Source organism: Cognataquiflexum nitidum (genome assembly GCF_022538055.1).
GTDB classification, from domain to species: domain Bacteria; phylum Bacteroidota; class Bacteroidia; order Cytophagales; family Cyclobacteriaceae; genus Cognataquiflexum; species Cognataquiflexum nitidum.
This window is the reverse complement of the sequence record NZ_JAKZAM010000002.1, coordinates 34,722-54,158: the sequence shown is the minus strand read 5'-3', so window position 1 is coordinate 54,158 and position 19,437 is coordinate 34,722. Positions and strand designations below refer to the sequence as shown.

The 19,437-nt window shown below is 40.6% G+C and carries 14 protein-coding genes; 6 read left to right on the top strand and 8 right to left on the bottom strand.

The annotated features are described in order from the left end of the window. Window positions 1–163: 163 nt before the first annotated feature. Window positions 164–1,036, top strand: a complete 873-nt coding sequence (locus MMU07_RS01460) for an ABC transporter ATP-binding protein (protein ID WP_241124055.1) — start codon at window positions 164–166, stop codon at window positions 1,034–1,036. A gap of 18 nt (window positions 1,037–1,054) precedes the next feature. Next, window positions 1,055–4,636, top strand: coding sequence for an ABC transporter permease/M1 family aminopeptidase (locus MMU07_RS01455; protein ID WP_241124054.1), 3,582 nt, complete (start codon window positions 1,055–1,057; stop codon window positions 4,634–4,636). Window positions 4,637–5,166: 530 nt separating this feature from the next. Here MMU07_RS01455 and MMU07_RS01450 read toward each other — a convergent pair. Beyond that, window positions 5,167–5,385, bottom strand: coding sequence for a hypothetical protein (locus MMU07_RS01450; RefSeq protein ID WP_241124053.1), 219 nt, complete (start codon window positions 5,383–5,385; stop codon window positions 5,167–5,169). Window positions 5,386–5,637: 252 nt separating this feature from the next. On the opposite strand from MMU07_RS01450, the gene MMU07_RS01445 reads away from it, so the two are divergent. Together MMU07_RS01445 and MMU07_RS01440 are read left to right on the top strand one after the other, a co-directional pair. Next, entirely contained in the window at window positions 5,638–6,567 is a 930-nt protein-coding gene (locus MMU07_RS01445; RefSeq protein WP_241124052.1) for an NAD-dependent epimerase/dehydratase family protein, read from the top strand. Between the two features lie 56 nt (window positions 6,568–6,623). Beyond that, entirely contained in the window at window positions 6,624–6,773 is a 150-nt protein-coding gene (locus MMU07_RS01440; protein WP_241124051.1) for a type II toxin-antitoxin system VapB family antitoxin, read from the top strand. A gap of 172 nt (window positions 6,774–6,945) precedes the next feature. Here MMU07_RS01440 and MMU07_RS01435 read toward each other — a convergent pair whose 3' ends face one another. After that, window positions 6,946–8,562 (bottom strand): beta-N-acetylhexosaminidase, encoded by a 1,617-nt coding sequence (locus tag MMU07_RS01435; protein ID WP_241124050.1) that lies wholly within the window; start codon window positions 8,560–8,562, stop codon window positions 6,946–6,948. Between the two features lie 208 nt (window positions 8,563–8,770). Between MMU07_RS01435 and MMU07_RS01430 the strand changes: the two genes are divergently transcribed. Further along, window positions 8,771–10,231 (top strand): Gfo/Idh/MocA family protein, encoded by a 1,461-nt coding sequence (locus MMU07_RS01430; RefSeq protein WP_241124049.1) that lies wholly within the window; start codon window positions 8,771–8,773, stop codon window positions 10,229–10,231. Between the two features lie 215 nt (window positions 10,232–10,446). Here the strand turns inward: MMU07_RS01430 and MMU07_RS01425 are convergent, their stop codons facing one another. From MMU07_RS01425 to MMU07_RS01405, 5 genes are all read right to left on the bottom strand, one after another. Beyond that, window positions 10,447–11,829 carry a TolC family protein gene (locus MMU07_RS01425; protein ID WP_241124048.1) on the bottom strand — a complete coding sequence of 461 codons (1,383 nt, stop codon included), beginning with the start codon at window positions 11,827–11,829 and terminating at the stop codon, window positions 10,447–10,449. 2 nt (window positions 11,830–11,831) lie between these two features. Continuing rightward, complete coding sequence (locus MMU07_RS01420; RefSeq protein ID WP_241124047.1) at window positions 11,832–13,184, bottom strand: HlyD family secretion protein; 1,353 nt, start codon at window positions 13,182–13,184, stop codon at window positions 11,832–11,834. Between the two features lie 11 nt (window positions 13,185–13,195). After that, window positions 13,196–14,896 (bottom strand): peptidase domain-containing ABC transporter, encoded by a 1,701-nt coding sequence (locus MMU07_RS01415; RefSeq protein ID WP_241124046.1) that lies wholly within the window; start codon window positions 14,894–14,896, stop codon window positions 13,196–13,198. Next, entirely contained in the window at window positions 14,886–15,566 is a 681-nt protein-coding gene (locus MMU07_RS01410; RefSeq protein ID WP_241124045.1) for a TetR/AcrR family transcriptional regulator, read from the bottom strand. Before MMU07_RS01410 ends, MMU07_RS01415 begins: the two co-directional genes overlap by 11 nt. Before the next feature lie 116 nt (window positions 15,567–15,682). Further along, window positions 15,683–17,329, bottom strand: coding sequence for a M28 family metallopeptidase (locus MMU07_RS01405; RefSeq protein WP_241124044.1), 1,647 nt, complete (start codon window positions 17,327–17,329; stop codon window positions 15,683–15,685). Between the two features lie 150 nt (window positions 17,330–17,479). Here MMU07_RS01405 and MMU07_RS01400 point away from each other — a divergent pair, with 150 nt between their 5' ends. Next, entirely contained in the window at window positions 17,480–18,502 is a 1,023-nt protein-coding gene (locus tag MMU07_RS01400; protein WP_241124043.1) for an alpha/beta hydrolase, read from the top strand. Between the two features lie 122 nt (window positions 18,503–18,624). Here MMU07_RS01400 and MMU07_RS01395 read toward each other — a convergent pair whose 3' ends face one another. Continuing rightward, window positions 18,625–19,197 (bottom strand): hypothetical protein, encoded by a 573-nt coding sequence (locus tag MMU07_RS01395; RefSeq protein ID WP_241124042.1) that lies wholly within the window; start codon window positions 19,195–19,197, stop codon window positions 18,625–18,627. Window positions 19,198–19,437: the final 240 nt, after the last annotated feature.

Here is a 19,437-nt window from a genome sequence, read left to right as displayed (position 1 = left end):
TTGGTTTTTAAAAAACCTCTTCAGAATTCTAAAATCAAATATTTTCCCTTTTGGCATTATTCTCGGAAGCAACATGGAATACCATTCACTTTCCAGTAAATATTGAGTCTTCCATTTTGCCCCTTTGTCTCAAATCTCAAATCTAGTTTCTAAAATCTTTCTTATGATACTCACCATTACCAACCTCAACAAGCAATACGCCAACGGTGTGCATGCGCTGAAGGATGTCAGTTTTTCTATCGAAAGAGGCATGTTCGGTCTTCTTGGTCCGAATGGCGCCGGCAAATCATCTCTGATGAGAACACTCGCTACCCTGCAGGAAGCCGACAGCGGTTCAGTTACTTTGGGTGACATCGATGTGTTGGCAGAAAAAGACAAAGTACGCAAAGTGCTTGGTTACCTGCCACAGGAATTCGGAGTTTACCCAAGGACTTCTGCCACGGACTTATTGCACCACCTTGCGATTTTGAAGGGTTTTGACAATAAAAAAGAAAGAACCGAAATGGTGGACTATCTCCTCCAAAAAGTCAATCTGTTTGAACACCGCAAAAAAGCCGTCAGCAGCTACTCAGGTGGGATGCGTCAGCGGTTTGGCATCGCCCAATGTCTGATCGGCAGTCCAAAACTGGTAATCGTCGATGAACCGACAGCCGGTTTGGATCCGGGAGAAAGGAACAGATTCTATAATATCCTGAGTGAAATCGGTGAGCAGACCATTGTCATACTATCTACGCACATCGTGCAGGATGTCCGCGAACTCTGTACCAATATGGCGATCATGGACAAAGGCATGCTGCTTTACAGTGGCACCACAGACGATGCCCTCGCCCAGATAAAGGATAAAGTCTATGAAAAAAGGGTAGATAAGGCCGAACTTCAGGAGTATCAGAATACCTACAAAATCATCAGCAACAAGCTCGTCGGTGGAAAACCCCAAATCCATGTCTTCTCTGAAACAGCCCTGAATTCCGGTTTTGAAAAGGCAGAAGAAACCTTGGAAGATGTCTTTTTTGCCAAACTGAATTCTTTGATCTAAACCTAAATCAACCTCATTATGTGGAAATTTATCAAACATGAATGGCAGTATTGGTTTAGGTCACCGATGCTTTGGATTTTCTTATTTATTGTGTCTTTGATGGTATTCGGCGCAGTGTCCTCGGATCAGATTCAAATCGGAGGAGGAGTAGGAAGTGTCTATAAAAATGCGCCTTCCGTCATCCAAACATATTATGGAGTGATGTCGCTGATCTGTCTGCTGATGACTACAGCATTTATGAACGCCTCAGCCAACCGGGACTTCAGTACAGGCATGTACCAGTTTGTTTTTAGTTCTCCAATCCGAAAAAGCGACTATTTCTTCGGAAAGTTTATCGGGGCTTTGCTGATCTCCATCATCCCACTTTTGGGTGTTTCTATCGGGGCTTTGGTTGGCCCACTGATGCCTTGGGCACAGCCCGAGCGCTATGGACCGATTATATGGAGCGGTCATATTCAGGGCATTTTGGCTTTTGCCATCCCAAATACCATCATTGCAGGCGCACTTCTGTATAGCCTTGCGGTGGTATTCAGAAACAATATTGTATCATTTGTCGGTGCCATGTTGATCTTGGTTTTTTATGTGGTGTCGCAGGGATTTACAGCAGATCTTGAAAAAGAATGGTTGGCCAATATCCTCGATCCATTCGGATTTCAGCCCTTGAGCACCCTTTCCAAATACAAAACCATTGAGGAAAAGAACCTCTTTCCTACCCCATTGGAAGGTCAGTTTTTGGTTAACAGGATAATTTGGATCGGATTGAGTCTGGTTCTCCTGATGTTTATGTATTCCAAGTTTTCTTTCAATACCAAAAAAGAAAAGGTCAAAAAATCCAAAGCCAAAATAGAAGAAGAACCTACCCTCTTTGATCTTTCCCAAATCAAAACCTTTGGCATTCCCCAAAACAAAGGATTTTCATGGCAGGCTTTTTGGCATATGATCGTGTTTGAAACGAAAGCCATCACCAAAAACCAGACTTTTATAATCATTGTCATTATCGGCTTGATCAATCTGATCGCGAGCCTGACAAGCTTTACCGGAGGATATGGGACAGACCGTTATCCTGTCACCTATGACGTTATTGATACGATCAGAGGGGCTTTTTATCTCTTTCTAATCGGTATCATCACATTCTATTCAGGGGTATTGGTGTGGAAGGAAAGGGATGCCAAAATCTCTGAAATCGAAGACGCAACCCCTGTCCGAACCGGAATGCTCTTTTCGTCCAAATTGATCGCCATGATGATCAGCATCTTTATTGTGCTATGTAGCACCATTTTGGTCGGTGTCATCGCTCAGACGGCCTTTGGCTACACGAGATACGAGCTCGGCGTTTATGCCCAATCTCTTTTAATCTTGGATATGTTTCAGTTTGGCTACTTGGTCGTCATTGCCTTGCTATTCCATTACCTGATCAACAACCGGTACATCGCCTACTTTGCTTTTGTGGCATTTATTATCTTGAATGAGTTCATTTGGTCGGTTCTCGAGCTCAACTCCAACATGCTGAGCTTCTCTGCCACACCTAGTGTCACCTACTCTGACATGAATGGATTTGGTCCTTTTATCCCTGGATTGGTTTGGTTCAATATGTATTGGACTTTGTTCTGTCTGATTTTATGTGTTGTTATTTATTCCTTCTATGTGAGGGGAAAAGAAAGTGATTTCTCTATCAGAAGGAAATATGCCCTACAGCGGTTAAAATCCAAATCAGGATTCCTGGCCATTTTTGGGATAGCGTTTTTGGTTTGCGGAGCTTTTGTATTTTACAATACAGAAATCCTGAATACCTACCTCAATCCCAAAGAGCAGGAAACGAGACAAAAAGAATACGAACTGACTTATAAAAAATTTGAAGGAATCGCGCAGCCAAGGTGGATAGATTTAAATTACAAGATTGACATTCATCCTTATGAGAGGGATCTTTTTGTGACCGTGGAGGCTTTGTTGATGAATAAATCTGATGAAAGCATTCCCGAAATCCATTTCAGTATCCCGACTATGCCTGATACCTTGGACATCAGCATCCCGGGTGCAAGTATTAAGGTAGATGACAAAAGACTCAATTACAGAATATACAGCCTTGCTCAACCTATGCAGCCCGGGGATACTTTGCCCATCAAATTGGTGGTTTCCAAAGTTACCAAAGGATTTGAGAATGAAGTCAGCTTTACCGAATTGACTCAAAATGGTACCTTCTTCAACAATTTTGATGTCCTTCCAATCATCGGTTATACCAACAGGTTTGAGATTGCTGATAAAAACAAGCGGGTAAAACTTGAACTTCCTGTAAGGAAAAGGATGCCTGCCTTGGATGAGTCTGATCTGAAAGCAAGGGAGAATTCCTACATCAACCAGGATGCCGATTGGGTCAATATGCACACTGTGATCAGTACGGCCCCAGATCAGATTGCCGTCGCACCGGGAAGTCTCATCAACGAATGGGAAGAGAACGGAAGGAAATATTATGAATATCAATTGGATCACAAATCTCTGAACTTCTATTCTTTCATTTCTGCAAAATATGAAGTCGCAAGAAAGGAATGGAAAGGTGTGGACCTGGAAGTTTATTACATCAAGGGCCATGAATACAATGTGCCCAACATGCTCCAAAGTCTGGAAAAATCCCTCGACTATTATACCGCAAACTTTGGCCCTTATTTCCACAAGCAGTGTAGGATCATAGAATTTCCAAGGTACAGTTCGTTTGCACAGGCATTTCCCGGCACGATGCCTTACAGTGAGGGGATCGGATTTATTGCTGACCTGAGAAATGTGACTGAAGATGACATTGATTTGGTCTATTATGTAGTCGCACATGAAATGGCACACCAATATTGGGCACACCAACTGATCGGCGCCAATATGCGTGGCACAGAGATGATGAGTGAGAGCTTTTCCCAATATGCTGCCTTGATGGTGATGGAAAAAGAATATGGCCGGGACAAAATGAATAAGTTTCTGAAGTATGAAATGAACAGCTATCTGCGTGGAAGAAGTGGCGAATTTGAAGCAGAAAGACCGATAATGCAAACAGAAAATCAGGGATATATCCATTACAACAAAGGCTCCGTGGTCATGTATTACCTGAAAGAAATGATAGGTGAAGACAAAGTAAACCATGCGCTTCAAAAGCTGATTACCGACCATGGCTATCAGGAACCTCCCTACCCTACTTCGATTTCTGCTGTGAATGCATTCCGAGAGGTCACACCTGACTCATTGCAGTACCTGATAGACGATTTGTTTGAGAATATCACTGTATTTTCCAACAGGGTCACGGATGTCAATTATGTCAAATCCGGAGAGGAATATGAAGTCACCTTGACGACTTTCTCGGAGAAATTCAGGGCAGATTCACTCGGCAAGCAGACGGCTGTGCCTTTGGTGGACTTTATTGATATCGGGATTTTTGGGGAGACTGAGTCAAAACAAACCTTTGGCAAACCATTGGTGTATAAAAGACTCAAAATCACCAAACCTGAAAACACCTTCACCTTCAAAGTCAAAGAAAAGCCGCAGAATGCCGGCATAGACCCTTACAACTACCTTGTAGACAGGATGCCTGAGGATAATGTGAAGAAGGTGACGGAGAAGTAATGTAAAGGGAGGAAGGAAGAAGGACGTGACAAGATTGAAAAATGATGAATTTTGAATGAATGGGAACCTTTGAGGTCTTTTGGACCTCGAAGGTTTTTTTGAACCTATCCATATTTATTTGTGATACCAAAAATTGATTAGGAGAGCTAATGGATAAATGGAAATCTGGAGTCTTTTATAAAATTTCGGTTTACCTATACAAAAAAATCTTTCTTCAATTTCTCCAAAAAGAGAATTCAATTCTTCAACACTTATATCCGACTTTTCGGATTAATCATAAATAGATGCTAGATAGACGGTTTCTTTGACAATTTTTACAAAAGTGATGACCCTTACCACCACTTTTTCCTTTTCCTTTGGATTTAATTCCGAGTCTTATTTTAAAAAATCCTTTGCCTAAAGGTGTACCTTGAAAAGGATTGGATTCCAAATTTTCAATTAATTGGCCAATTTCAATTTTGAGTGAAGGGAATTTTTCTTTAATCGATGAGCTTCCCGCTCAAAGTTTTTGATGGTATCAACCTTGTATTTCATAATTCCTTAAGGAATTCTTTGGCAGGTCGGCTTTTCGTTTTCCCCTCCAAAACCTCCTTCAATTCCTTTACACTTGTCCGGATGTTTTCGCGAACTTGCTCATCAGTATCCTCATCTAGTTCCGAGGTTGTGATTTTGACGAACGAAAGGTGTTTGATCAAATCCTTGAAGAACTTAAGCTTTTTGTCTTCGATTTCTAATGTCAACTTTGCCATAGAATTTGCTTCTCCCAAAATTAATGATTTTTTGTTTTAAATTTTTGACGTATGGCAATAAGTAGGAATCCAAATAAACAAAGAACTTGTTTTCGTTTAATTTCACTATTTTTTAGTTTTTAAAATATTTTAGGGAAAAATTCATCTCCCAAAACTCTCAAACGAATCATCTTTTCCAAAAATTGGCAATTTCTTAACTCTATTCCATTTTTACCCTAATCGATTTTGGGTTAAATTCAAAGAAAAAATTCTATGCCAACCTCTCCACTCCACACTATCCTCGGGTCCACCGGAAATATCGGAACCGCACTTGCCAAAGACCTAATTCGCTACACTGACAATATCCGCCTTGTCAGCCGTAATCCTTCTAAAATCAATCCCAAAGACCTATTGATGAAAGCTGATCTTTTGAGTTCTGAGGAAGTCGATGCTGCAGTAGCCGGATCTGATACCGTCTATTTGGTAGCAGGTATCGCTTACAAAACAAAACTTTGGCAGGAACAGTGGCCGGTTATCATGAAGAATACCATTCAGGCTTGCAAAAAACATGGAGCCAAGCTGGTTTTCTTTGACAACATGTATTGCTACGATCCCAATCATGTCGGAAATCTTACCGAAAACAGTCCGGTCAATCCCCAAAGTCAAAAAGGGAAAGTCCGTGCCAAAATCGCACAGATGGTTTTGGATGAAATCAAGAGTGGTAAACTCGCAGCAATGATTGTCCGTGCAGCAGACTTTTATGGACCGGGAGCGAAATTGAGTTTTCTTAATGAATCGGTCATCGATCGGATGAAGTCAGGAAAAACCGCACAGTGGCTTTATGCAGGCGACAAGAAACATTCATTTACCTATATCCCTGATGCGGCTTATGCAACAGCATTTTTAGCCCAACAGGAAAATGCATGGAATCAGGTCTGGCATTTACCGACTTCAAAAGTTTATCCTACCGGACAAGAAACGGTTGACATCCTAGCCAAGCATCTGGGTATACAACCCAAACTTCAGATTCTTGGTCCCTTTATGCTCAATCTGGTATCTCTTTTCATCCCGGTTTTGAAAGAAGTCAAGGAGCTGAGGTATCAATTGGATCAGGATTATTGCTTCGATTCTTCCAAAATTGAAAAGGCTTATGGGTTGAAGGCGATAGATTTTGAGGAAGGATTGAAAGTCTGTTTGAAGTGAAGAATAAAAAAATGAACATAAATAGATAATGTTTACAATATCGGATTAAAAAGAAGATGAAAGCAAGAGACCAAAAAACCAAAAAAGCAACAGTCGAAGCTGAGTTGAAACTCATGATATCCCTTAAAAAGCAAGAAAAAATCAAGATGCTCAAAGGCAAATTGAAATGGGAAGGAAATTTGGATAGCTTGAGGCAGGATCAGTAAAAGGCAAAAAAAATCCGGAAACCATTGAATGATTCCCGGATTTTATGATTTCAATATTTTACTTTTTGGATATGTAAGCTTTCTTGCTGCTAACCAAATATAACTCGGAGTGAGGTTCAATAGCCGCAACTCCGCCACGGCGGACAGGTATGGACTGTGGTCTGTGGACCGATCACTTTTTCTCCTCCCAAACCAACTTGGGGGATTTGTAATAATTCAATCCCATCGCATCCCAACGGGCTGTATGTTTTTTCAATCTTTCCGAAAATGAGTCCCAATTTCTCAAGTCTTTTTTGGTCCAAGCCACTTCAGCGATTGCGGCCAATCTCGGAAACATCATAAATTCAATCTCTTCCCTATTAGTAATGGTTTCTGACCAAAGTGGAGATTCCACTCCGAGAATGTTTTCTCTTTTTATAGCTTCATCCAATTCTGTCGGATCCCAATTGTAGGCATCGTCCAATTCGATATATGCAGCCCAATGCAATCCAAGCTGAGTTGTGGAATCATACTGCATGTCGAGGTAAGTCTTGGTGGCAGGAGAAATCAAGACCTGATTTCCTTGGTTGATGGCCAAAACAGCATTTTCAGCTTTTGCCCAATATTGTGCCACAGCTCCGGGTTCAAGTTTCGCATGTGCTATTTCATCCCATCCTATAGATTTTTTGCCGTATTTGGTTACGATGGCCTGGGCTTTTTCCATAAAAGGAATATAATCCTCCAGTTCAGTTACGAGGGATTCATCTCCGCCGATATGAATATATGGGCCCGGCGTCATTTCAACCAATTCACGGATGACATCGTCCACAAATTGATATGTGATCTCTTTGTCTGTGTCCAAAGTACTGAAGCCAACTTCAATTCCGGTATAAAGCGGTGTAGCCATTCCATCCACTCCCAAGGCTGTACGGTCAAAAGGAACCGCTCCTTTTTCAGGTACTGTAATTCCCGGGTTCAATTGTCCATAAGCAGCCAAAGCTGAATTGGTATGGCCTGGCATGTCTATTTCAGGCACTATGGTAATGAATTTTGATTGGGCATAAGCGACGATGTCTTTGTATTGCTCCTGAGTGTAAAAACCTCCTTCTCCCCCGCCTACTTCGGTTTTGCCGCCGATCTCGGTCAGCAATGGCCAGGATTTGATTTCGATTCTCCAACCTTGATCGTCCGAAAGGTGCAAATGGAGAAAATTGATTTTGTATTTGGAAACCAGGTCAATCACATGCTTGACATCTTCCACAGAAAAGAAATGTCTTGCCACATCAAGCATAAATCCTCTGTAGGCATATTCGGGTTTATCCTGGATTTGTCCGGCTCCGATTTTGATTTTTTCTGTAGTCAAATCTTTTCCCTCCAAAGATGCAGGCATGAGCTGTCTCAGGGTCTGAAGGCCGTTGAAAAGCCCTTCTCCATTTGAAGCAGCGATTTTGATACTATTTTGATCGATAGAGATGGCATATTCTCCGGGTGATTTTTGGGAAGCTGATTCAATTTCAAAAACAATCACGTTAGACTCTCCTGATTCGGCTTTTTGTAAATCAAATCCTGTAGAAGGCTTGATCAGACTTTGGAATATTTCAATGACAGGATTGATTTCTGAAGCATTTCCTAAGGCAACCAATTTGGTTTCATTTGTCAATGTAAATGAACCTCCTGCTTCAGTTACTGAAAGGGGTTTTGGGATAATATTGTTTTCACTCAGCGGAGTGACTTTGTCTGCACAAGAGATGATTCCCAATCCAAAAATGGTGAGGAGGATCAGGTTGGAGATGATTTTAGTGATTTTCATAGAATAAGGTAGCTTTTTGGGTTTTCAACCAAGCAAACTTAATTAAATTTTTTATTTAAGATTTTACCATTTAGCAAATTCTTTCGTTTCTCCATTTATCAACTCATTTATCCTTTTTTCCAAAATCAAAAAAATATTCCCATTGCAAATCTCATTTTTAATAAATTGAAGAAAAAAACGGTATCTGACCAATTAAACCATAAACCGAATGAAAAAGGAAGAATTACCAAAGGAGAATAACTCAAGAAGAAATTTTGTAAAAGCCTCGGCCACAGCTCTGGCAGGTTTTTATTTTGTACCGAGACATGTGCTAGGCGGACCAGGCTTTGTGGCTCCTTCGGACAGGTTGAGGGTGGCAGGTATCGGTGTAGGCGGAATGGGCAGTGGAGATGTAAGGGGAGTTTTCAACAGCGGCAAAGCTGATTTTATTGCTTTGTGCGATGTCGATGATACAAGAGCTAAAGGAAGTGTGCAAGCCCATCCAAAGGCCAATTACTACAGGGATTATAGGGTGCTGCTAGACAAAGAACACAAGAACATTGATGCGATTACTGTATCTACGCCTGACCACATGCATGCTGTTCAGGCCATGGCTGCGATGCAATTGGGGAAACATGTCTATGTACAGAAGCCACTATCCCATGATATCTATGAAGCGAGGATGCTGACTGAAGCAGCAGAAAAATACAAAGTAGTAACCCAAATGGGCAATCAAGGCTCCTCAGGTGAAGGAGTAAGAAAAATGGTAGAATGGTACAATGCCGGACTAATAGGTGAAGCCACAAGGGTCTATTGCTGGACAGACAGGCCTGTGTGGCCACAAGGAATTCCCTGGCCTACTGCCGCAGCCACGCCGCCGGCTGACTTGGATTGGGATTTGTGGTTGGGGACAGCTCCCTACAAAGATTATGTAGGCAACCTTATCCCGTTCAATTGGAGAGGATGGTGGGATTATGGAACCGGCGCCTTGGGAGACATGGCCTGCCATATCATGGAGCCACCGTTCCGGGTATTGGGATTGGGATATCCTGAGTCCGCCGAATGCAGCGTGGGGTCAGTGTATGTCGGAGAATTCAGCCGAGGATATTTCCCCGAAAGTTGCCCTCCTTCCTCCCATATCACACTCCGTTTCAAAAGAGAAGGGAAAAGTGACCTTCAGTTCCATTGGATGGATGGTGGGATTCAACCTGCCCGTCCTGAAGAACTCGGCCCCAATGAAGTCATGGGGGACGGAGGAAACGGTGTCATCATCGAAGGAACCAAAGGCAAGATGATGTGCGGCACCTATGGTGTAAATCCCCAATTGCTGCCTACCTCAAAAACAGCTGAAATCAATGTCCCCCAATCAGAATACCGGGTTCCTCTTGGTGATAGAGGCCATTACAACAACTGGGTAGAAGCTTGTATAGGTGGATTTGGAAGTCAGGAATACAAGCAGTTGAGTTCTCCTTTCTCAGTAGCCGGGCCATTGACTGAATCAGTCTTGATGGGAAATCTAGCAATCAGAAGCTATGACTACAGGGTACCGAAAGAATCCGGGACAGGATTCAATTATCCTGGTAGGGGTATCAAGCTTGTCTGGGACGGACCCAATATGAAAGTCACCAACTTTGAACCTGCCAATCAATTTGTAAAAAGAGAATACAGGGAAGGCTGGAAGCTGGTATGAAAACAGTAAACAGGTGCAGTAGGCAGTAAACAGTCGCAGTTGGCAGTTTTCAGTCTCAGTATCCAACCCTCACAAAATCAAATCCCGCAAGTCTACAGATTTGCGGGATTTGATTTTTTACTGATCTATGGTTTACATTTCCTATCCATAAAATGGGTTGAAATTCAATGTATGCAACCGTGGTCTGTGATCTATGGACTGTATGACCTTTAACCTCAATCATCAAATCCCAAACCCGCTGCATTCAACATTTTGGCATAGGCAGATTTTCTTTTGGCAGCAAGGTCATTGAGTGTGGTCTGAGCGCTGATAAGGCTGACCTCACGTGCGTTGATTAGGAATAAAGAACTTTCTCCGACTTCAAACCTCATCATTTCCCCTCTCAATAATTTTTGAAGCCCATTGACATTGTTGGTGTAAATTCCGAGCTGTTGTTCTACTGTCTCAAAATTATAAATTTCGCTTTCCAGCTTGGTGGTTAACTTCAGCAGTTTCAGATCCCTTTCATAGGTTTTGAAATTGATCTTGGCTTTTGCCAGACCGAGGTCTCCCCTTTCCCCTCTCAAAAACAGGGGCATAGAAAATGTCATTCCCAGTTTATAATTATTTTCCAAGAAAGGTGATAATTGGAATTCATTGATGTTTTCTACCAAGAAATTATAATTAACCTTCAATATCGGAAGCAACATATTGGCCTTGTACCTTCTATCGATCTGAAGAGATTCAATGTTATAATCAGTCAATAGCAATTGAGGATGCCTAAATATATATTCACGCATTGATTCCTTGTCATAATCAAACAAAGTTGTATCGAGGATATTCTCAGGAAAAACTGATTCCAAAAGTTCCACCGGTTGATTGTTTTCATCCCATAGAAAGGTGTTCAGAAACTGGGTAGCTTTGAAATATTTGATTTGTGCAGTCTGAAGTCTGTATATCCTGTCCATCACCTGAGTATAGGCTTCCACAGTGTCAATAGCAGGAAAATCTCCCTGAATATAACTTTCCTTTACCATTTCAAACCGCTCCTCAGCGAGTTTTACTCCTCCTTCCAAAACCTTTACATTTTGGTAATCTGCTGCCCAAGACCAATAGGCCTCAGTGGATTCCATAAAGAGGTCATTAAGAATCTGCATCCTTTCCGCTTTGGTCGATTCTACATATACCTGTGCCTGTCTCAGAGTGGCTCTTCTTTTGTCAATCAATAATCCTTGGGCCAAATTGACCGAAGCTCCTAAAGCGGCCAATCCGTCTTCAGGAACTTCCAATTCAGGGTTAAGCAATGTTCCTGTATTATATTCGACCAAACCCTTCAATTCTACACCCGCCATTGTTGGGATTACAAGACCTGCCTCCCTTTTGTCAAAATAATTGGTGTTTTTAAATCTTTTTGCTTCATAGTCTCCATATAGCCTTGGGTCAAATCCTCCCCGAGAAGCACGGAGTTCCATTTCTCCGAATTCAACCGTGATATCGGCCTGTTTGGCAACAGGATGAAATCCCCTGACCCAAGTCATGTAATTGTCATAGGAAAGCATTTCCTGCCCTGAGGCAAGACTTGTAAATCCAAATGTCAATAGTAGAAAAATCCTCCGCATGGTTATTTACTTTTTCTGTTTTCAGCCTTTTCCCTTGCAGTATAATAATCCGCAGGGAAGCCATTAAGCTGACGCCATATTTCATACCAAAGTGGCACATCATTGAGTAGGGCAATACCATCCGCACCTGAACCAATCCTCAATTGGGTTGGCCAAGGCTTTTCATCCAAATCCTCCACCACCAAAACCCTATATTTTCCATCAGGACCGGCAAAATTATCGATGGCTTGGACTACTCCCCCAAAAGTACCATTGGTGATTTGAGGCCATCCCGAAAATACAATAGCCGGCCATCCATCAAAAATAAACCTCACCTTATTACCTAGCCTGATCAATGGAAAGTCCACCGGTTCAACAAACATCTCTACTGCAAGCTGTGCATTTCCGGGAAGAATACTGATGATTTCGGCTCCTTCTTTGATTGTCTCTCCAATACCTACCTGGATGGCTTCAGTGATATAACCATCCTGTGGCGCCAATACATGCCGGTAACCGGTTCGCACTTCATAATTTGAGTATTGGTTTTCAAGTTTGGTCGCTGTACCCTCAGCATCAAATTGGGAGGACATAGCCTCATACATATCGGCAGATGCTTTTGCCATCTTATCCCTGAAATCATTGTCTATGGCATTCAGTTCTATTTGAGCAGCAATCAAAGCATTTTTACTCTTGAGAAGGTTGTTCTCGGCAGCTACCAATCCTGCCTGAACTTCCTGAAACCGGAGTTCTCTTTGTTCAAAATCTGTCAAAGATCTAAGTCCTTCCTGATAGAGTTTATCCGTTCGCTTGAGTTGTTCGGTACCTACTTTAAAATTAACCTTAGACTGCTCAAATCGAATACTATCGGAAATGACATTCAGTTCCGCCATTCTAAGCCTGTTTTCGGCCTGCTCTTTCCTCAGCACGTTGTTTTCCTTCAATGCCTGAATCTGGATTTCCAAAGACTTTACTTTCTCGGAATAAGATTTTGCAGAAAGTGTCTTGGCATCCACCTGCATTTGTGTTCTCTCCAGAAGCATAGGATCAAAATAATCATCTTTGATCTCAGATATCCAAAGAATGGTATCTCCCTTTTGGACATAATCCCCTTCAGCCACGTACCATTTCTCTATTCTGCCCGCAATGATGGAATGTACTGTTTGAGGTCTTTGGTCAGGCCGGAGTGCAGTCACAAATCCTTTTGATCTAATATTCTGGGTCCAAGGCAAAAAGAGAAACAGAAACATTCCTATCAAAGTCCAAAGCAAAATCTGAATTCTTTTCTTGCTTTCGTCTTTGGGTATGGTCATCGACATGCTTTTGAAATTATCAAAAGACACATTTTCTGAAATTTTATTTTTAGAAATTCCTAACATCGCTCTTTTAATTAAATTCCATTGGCTTTTGCAAATACTTCACTGCTTCCATCAAATACAAGCTTGCCATTATCCATTTGAATTACTCTTGGAAACTTTCTGATGGTATCGGCATTTTCTGAAATCATCATCACTGTCCATGGTCCTTTCAAAATGTAATCGACAATCCTGGCCTTTTCCAAAGGCTCAAAATAGGAAATCATATCCTCAAGGAGCAATGCTTTTGGATTGCTGACAAGGCATCTTGCCAAAACAATCCTACTGATTATTGATTTGCTCAGACCCTGACCTTCGGGCATCAACAAGGAATCCCAATCATTGGGGAGTTTGTAAATGTATTCTTTTAAACCCACCATCTCCATAATTTCCCTGACATGACTTTCTGCAACATCCTTTTTTAGGGTAATATTTTCATAGATGGTTCCGTGAAAAATCGACTGATGAGATAAACTATCGCCAATATAGCTTCTTAGCCTATCAAGATTCATGGTATCGATCGGCAATCCATTGATGATTATCCTACCTCTATAGTCGGTAAATAATCCGGAAATAAGATACATGAGGGTGCTTTTTCCACTTCCGCTTTTGCCGGTTAGAATTACTTTTTCTCCGGCATTCAGGTCAAAGGTCAAGTCATCGATTATTTCGAAAGAAGAATCCTTTGATTTATAACTCAGGTTTCTGACTTGAAACTGAAGACTTTCATTGTTTGTAGTAAGGGACTTCTCGGACCCTTCTTGCCTTTCTATAGGCATATCCATAATCTGACCAATTTTTTCTGTGGCAGTTAAGGTATCATACACTACATCCAAGGAGAGTATCAGCTTTTCAACTGAGCTTACGATCAAAATAATAATAACCTCTGCGGCAACAAACTGACCTATACTGATTTGATTGTCAATCAACAACAAACTACCTACAATAAGCAAAGTAGTCACAATCAACGCCTTAAAGGCAATCATCACCTTATATTGGAACACCAACACCGAAAAATGTTTGTTTCTAAATTCAACATAAGTTGTAAGTAATTTATCAACCGTATAAAATGGCAGGTTAGAATTTCCTGCCAATTTGAATGTCCCCATGGTCCTTCCAATTTCTTCCAACCAATAGGCTGTTTTGTACTTAAGTGTCGAAACTTTCAGGTTGGTCTCCATCCCTTTGGGACTTGTGAAATAGAAAATCAAAACTACTAGTCCAATCAAAATCAAACTGAAAATCAGAAAAAACACATTATAAAGTGCCAGAAGAATCATGCCAAAGAAAATCTGAACCATTGAAAATGAAAAATCTATCAGGATTTTTGACATTCCCTTTTGAAGGTTGACTGCATCAAAAAACCTATTGACAAGCTCAGGTGGATATTGTCCATGTAGCTCATCCATTTTAAGTCTAGGTAGTCTGTAGGCAAATCCAAATCCTGTTTTGGTAAAAATTCGCTGTTCTAATTTCTCAGTAAGGTATAATTGGGAGATCTGGAGAAATCCCCCAAAGGTAATGCCAAGAGCAACCACCAGAACCATGATCAGCCAAGCAGTACTGACTCTTCCTCCTAATACAAAATTTACAATGGCCTGGATTCCCAATGGATATATCAGAGAAACAGCACCATTCAAAACCGAATAGAAATAGATAGAGTATACCTCTTTCTTTTCTTCGTTGAGAAGTTTGAAGAACCTCTTTAATGGAGTTATTGCGTAATCAATTTTCATTTTGAATGGTTTTGAAAACTAAGTTATTGAAAAAATCAATCCTCCTTTCATCTCCCGGAACCTGCTCGGTCAATCCCGGCAAGTGTTTGGCATAATATGATTGAATAAGGCTTGATTCCATTACTGTGGAAACTAAAGTTTTTGGAAATTCAAAGTCAGGGTTAATTTCCAAAATTATGTTGGCAATTCTTTCACTTAATTTATTGAAATGATTGAAAAATCCTTTTTGATATTCTTCATCTACCTCTTTTGTCATAAAAGCCTTATTTGCCTCATCTGTAAGCAAATTTCTCAATGAAACAGGATCAATAAAATCATTTTGGGTAAAAATAGGCCCATTTACTAATATCTTAATCGCAATTTCAAGTTTCTGATAAGGATCATTAAGATTTGCTGTACCAAAGACAAAGTTCTGCTCAAGATAGCCCCAATACCAAGAATTTAAGAACAAAAGCAATTTATGCTTGTTTTCAAAATACCGGTATATCGCCGATTCAGTACAGTCAATTTTGGAAGAAAGCTTCTTAAAGGTGAATTGTTCAAATCCCAATTCGTGCATCATAGAAACACTTTTTAATATGATGTCCTTTCCTAGATCTGAACTGAATGGATCCTTCAAAAAGATATCAGGATTGATTTCAACTCGGATTTTTTTGAGAATATTTTCCATATTTTTTGCTCAACAATCAGGAAACGTGTAATTCTCACAAATGGTTTAAAATACTAAATAAAAGTTTGTATTACTAACAAAAGGAAGGCCTATTGTATAAATTCAAACCGTTTTTCTTATCTTTTCATATAGGATTCCCTCAATGCTTTGAATTCAGAACCCTCTTTCCATCCTGGCCAGGCTGTACTGTTGGACAACTTTTTACCTACTTCATAAAGCAACTGAACATCACCCAACATGGCTTCATAGTCCCATTTTGTCGGGTCATAATTGTCTCCCGGCTTGTGGTAAACTTCCGAATTGTACTTCATCTCAAGCTCTTTACCGTAGGGTATGCCTTTTTCTACATGATCCACCCCTATACCAATATATAATGCAGGAATACCGATTTTTGCAAAATTGAAATGGTCAGACCTATAATACCAACCTGCAGAAGGTATGGACTCTGCTGTAGAGTACCTTCCGACTTTCTCTAATTCCACGTTGAGGATATCTTCTAATTCAGATTGCCCCATTCCTATCAAGGCAACATCTTTCATTTTCCCATAAGGATTCATGCCATCAAGGTTGATATTAGCAACAGTTTTTTCTTTAGGATAAATAGGGTTTTGGGAATAATAAGCAGATCCCAACAATCCCTGTTCCTCTGCCGTCACTGTCAAAAATACCACAGATCTTTCAGGTTTGGCATCTTCTTTAAATGCTTTTGCCATGGCCAGAAGTGAAGCTGTACCACTTGCATTATCCCAAGCCCCATTGTAGATACTGTCACCTTCAGCATCAGGAGTTCCAATACCCAAATGGTCCCAATGGGCAGTATAAATGATATATTCATCAGGATATTTACTTCCTGTGATTTTGGCAATTACATTTTTGGAAACATCAAATTTTGCCGAGACATTCATGGAAGTACTCGCTTTCAAGTTTAGTGGGACTGCTTGAAAATCAGATTTTTTGGCTTTTTCAAAAAGATCAGTCTGATTCAATCCTGCCAAAGCAAACAATTGACCTGCCACTGGCAAGGTGATCCAACCTTCAAACATAGACTGATAGGTAGGGTTATTTCGGAGATCCAAAGAAAGTCTTGAAGTATTCCAGTTATTTTGTATGACATTAAAGCCGTATCCTGCCGGTCCGGTCTCGTGGATGACAAGTGTCCCTAGAGCCCCATGCTTTGCTGCCTCCTCCATTTTGTAGGTCCACCTTCCATAATAGGTCATGGTATTTCCTTTGAATAATGATGCATCCTCAGTCCCATAACCCGGATCATTGACCAAGAGGACTACGATTTTTCCTTTTACGTCAATGTTTTTGTAATCATTCCAGCCATACTCGGGGGCGACAATTCCATAACCGGCAAAAACAATTTCGGCATCATCAATCGTCAACAAAGAATCTGTACGCTGTGTCCAAATGACATAGTCCTCCAAACCTTTCAATTCTAAGGAACTGTCTTTGGATTTGATACCCATGGTGGGGGATGGTTGAGAAAAAATCGAAACCATCGGAACTTCCTGAAAGTAACTTTCTCCGTTGCCCGGCTCTACTCCAAGGGCTTTATAGGCCTGCTCTAGGTATTGAACAGTCTTTATTTCACCCTCTGTAAATGGTTTTCGACCCATAAAATCATCTGAGGCCAACTGTATGATATGGGGCTCGACATCTTCTTTGGGAATCAAATAAGATCCTTCATCTGGGCTTTGGCAAGAACTCCAAAGAAAAACAATCAATAAGGAAATGATCAATAAGTAAGGATTTTTCATTTTAAAATGGTCTTAGCCAAAATTAACAAAAATACCCCAATCTATCATATGTCAAAAAATTCAATACACATTGTCTTTCAATTCCTAAGAAGAAATTGATTAAATGAAAGCAAGGTTATAGCTTTATGGTCACTTCAATTACTTCGACCCATGAAAAAAACGTTACAGTTTTTCCTCGGATTTGCGATACTCCTCGCCATCATTTACATCTTGGGACCAAAATCCAAAGTGGAGAACTTGTCAGGTGAATACCCAAGTGTACCAACACGAATGGGCGAACTTCAGGCATTTATCCAAGCCAAAAGTGATACAGTACTTGGGCTGAAAACTGGAAATGAAGCAAAAATAGTCTGGGCCGATAGTGTAAACAAGAGCAAAACCCCTTATTCTATTATATACATCCATGGATTTGGCGCTAGTAATATGGAAGGAGATCCGGTCCACCGTGAACTTGCGGATTATTTTGGTGCCAATTTGTATTTAGTAAGACTTCCCGAACATGGAATCAGCCGGCCAGACGGATTCAGACATCTGACTGCCCAGAAGTTGGTTGATGAGGTAAGGGAGGCTTATATGGTCGGTAAGAGTCTTGGAGATTCCGTCATCATCGTGGGGACATCCATGGGTGGGGCATTGTCATTGGTTCTTGCTTCCGAAAGACCTGATATGAAGGCTTTGGTTCTCTATTCCCCTTGTGTGAAAGAATATGGTGATTCCTTGGAAATCTTCTTCAAACCATGGTGGTCTTTTCTGGCAGAGAAATTCCAATATGAAAACGGAACGATCATCAACAACAGAGAGGGTGAAAAAGCAAAATATTGGTCTAGAGAATACCATTTAAACAGTTACCGTAGCCTTGGCATATTGATCAGAAGCAAAATGAATGCTGAGACGTTTAAAGAAATCCATCAGCCTTTGTTCTTGGGATATTACTATAAAAACGAAGAGGAACAGGACAAAGTAGTTTCTGTTCCAAAAATGCTTGAAATGTACGATCAGATTCAGACGTCTGAAGATAAAAAGGTGAAAGTAGCTTTTCCTGAATCCGGGGACCATGTCATTGCCTCAAGCATCACCTCCAAAGATTGGGAAGGTGTCCTGAGGGAAACAAAAAAATTTTTAGAAGAGGTTGCAGGTATTCCTGTACCTGCAAAAGATTTGATTCTTGAATAGGATTAAGCAGATTCCGGCATAAAACAAAAAAACCTGCGAAATCACAGGTTTTTTAATACTTGGTGGGTTACTAATTTAAAAGAACAAATCAACAATCTGTGAAGGTCAAGTGATGAATTCTATCAATTTCTCTTAGGTAAAACTCCTGAGAATGTGATACCGATTGAATTGGCATTATAAGTTTCTCCAAGCATACCTTCATAGTTCATTGTGGTGTAAGTAAGACCTACCCATTTGTAGGCAAATTCTATAAAAGGGCCTGAAGCATTTCCAAGAGTGAAATTATCACCGATACCACCCGCATTGAATTTTACATTGGTATGAAAGGACATTCCCAATCCCAGTCTCCAAGTATCATTGAAAACATAATTTCCACTCACATTAATTGGAATTCTGGTCAGTCTGATATGGGCATTATCTGCTGCTGTGGTCACATATTTGATCCCCACAGAAGATCTCAGTCTGATACTCTCAAGACTTGGAATGGCATATTCAGCCCCAACCCCCAAGGAGATTCCCTGACCTGCATTTACCCTCTGAGATTGCCCGTTGGTAAAATTTACAGTAGCGACATCATCGCCTCCTAAGGCCAATCCTCCTTCAATTAAAAATCTTAAAAGCTTGGTATTTTGGGCAGCAACATAATTGTATGAACCGCCCGTCAATAAGAATAAAACTAAAATTGTTCTTTTCATAAATTACTGTTGTTTTTGAATAATTGAGTTTAATTTAAATTTGGTTTTGAGAGTTGATTGTCAGGACAAAAATTATTGCTAAATATACCTTTGAAATGAAATGTGGATCTATTGCCCACTAGATCAAAGCAAAGAAAGATGTTGGATTGAGCGATTTTGAATGGGTGGAAATTGCCTCAAAGGCATTCTTTATTTTCTCCAAATAAGCCAAGTTTTTTTTTCCCGCTAGTCTCATTTAAT

Bases quoted from the DNA above. Each gene is read 5' to 3' on its own strand.
- MMU07_RS01415 (WP_241124046.1), bottom strand. From the start codon at position 14,896: ATGAAAATTGATTACGCAATAACTCCATTAAAGAGGTTCTTCAAACTT.
- MMU07_RS01395 (WP_241124042.1), bottom strand. From the start codon at position 19,197: ATGAAAAGAACAATTTTAGTTTTATTCTTATTGACGGGCGGTTCATAC.
- MMU07_RS01430 (WP_241124049.1), top strand. From the start codon at position 8,771: ATGAAAAAGGAAGAATTACCAAAGGAGAATAACTCAAGAAGAAATTTT.
- MMU07_RS01450 (WP_241124053.1), bottom strand. From the start codon at position 5,385: ATGGCAAAGTTGACATTAGAAATCGAAGACAAAAAGCTTAAGTTCTTC.
- MMU07_RS01405 (WP_241124044.1), bottom strand. From the start codon at position 17,329: ATGAAAAATCCTTACTTATTGATCATTTCCTTATTGATTGTTTTTCTT.
- MMU07_RS01440 (WP_241124051.1), top strand. From the start codon at position 6,624: ATGAAAGCAAGAGACCAAAAAACCAAAAAAGCAACAGTCGAAGCTGAG.
- MMU07_RS01455 (WP_241124054.1), top strand. From the start codon at position 1,055: ATGTGGAAATTTATCAAACATGAATGGCAGTATTGGTTTAGGTCACCG.
- MMU07_RS01425 (WP_241124048.1), bottom strand. From the start codon at position 11,829: ATGCGGAGGATTTTTCTACTATTGACATTTGGATTTACAAGTCTTGCC.
- MMU07_RS01435 (WP_241124050.1), bottom strand. From the start codon at position 8,562: ATGAAAATCACTAAAATCATCTCCAACCTGATCCTCCTCACCATTTTT.
- MMU07_RS01460 (WP_241124055.1), top strand. From the start codon at position 164: ATGATACTCACCATTACCAACCTCAACAAGCAATACGCCAACGGTGTG.
- MMU07_RS01445 (WP_241124052.1), top strand. From the start codon at position 5,638: ATGCCAACCTCTCCACTCCACACTATCCTCGGGTCCACCGGAAATATC.
- MMU07_RS01410 (WP_241124045.1), bottom strand. From the start codon at position 15,566: ATGGAAAATATTCTCAAAAAAATCCGAGTTGAAATCAATCCTGATATC.
- MMU07_RS01400 (WP_241124043.1), top strand. From the start codon at position 17,480: ATGAAAAAAACGTTACAGTTTTTCCTCGGATTTGCGATACTCCTCGCC.
- MMU07_RS01420 (WP_241124047.1), bottom strand. From the start codon at position 13,184: ATGTTAGGAATTTCTAAAAATAAAATTTCAGAAAATGTGTCTTTTGAT.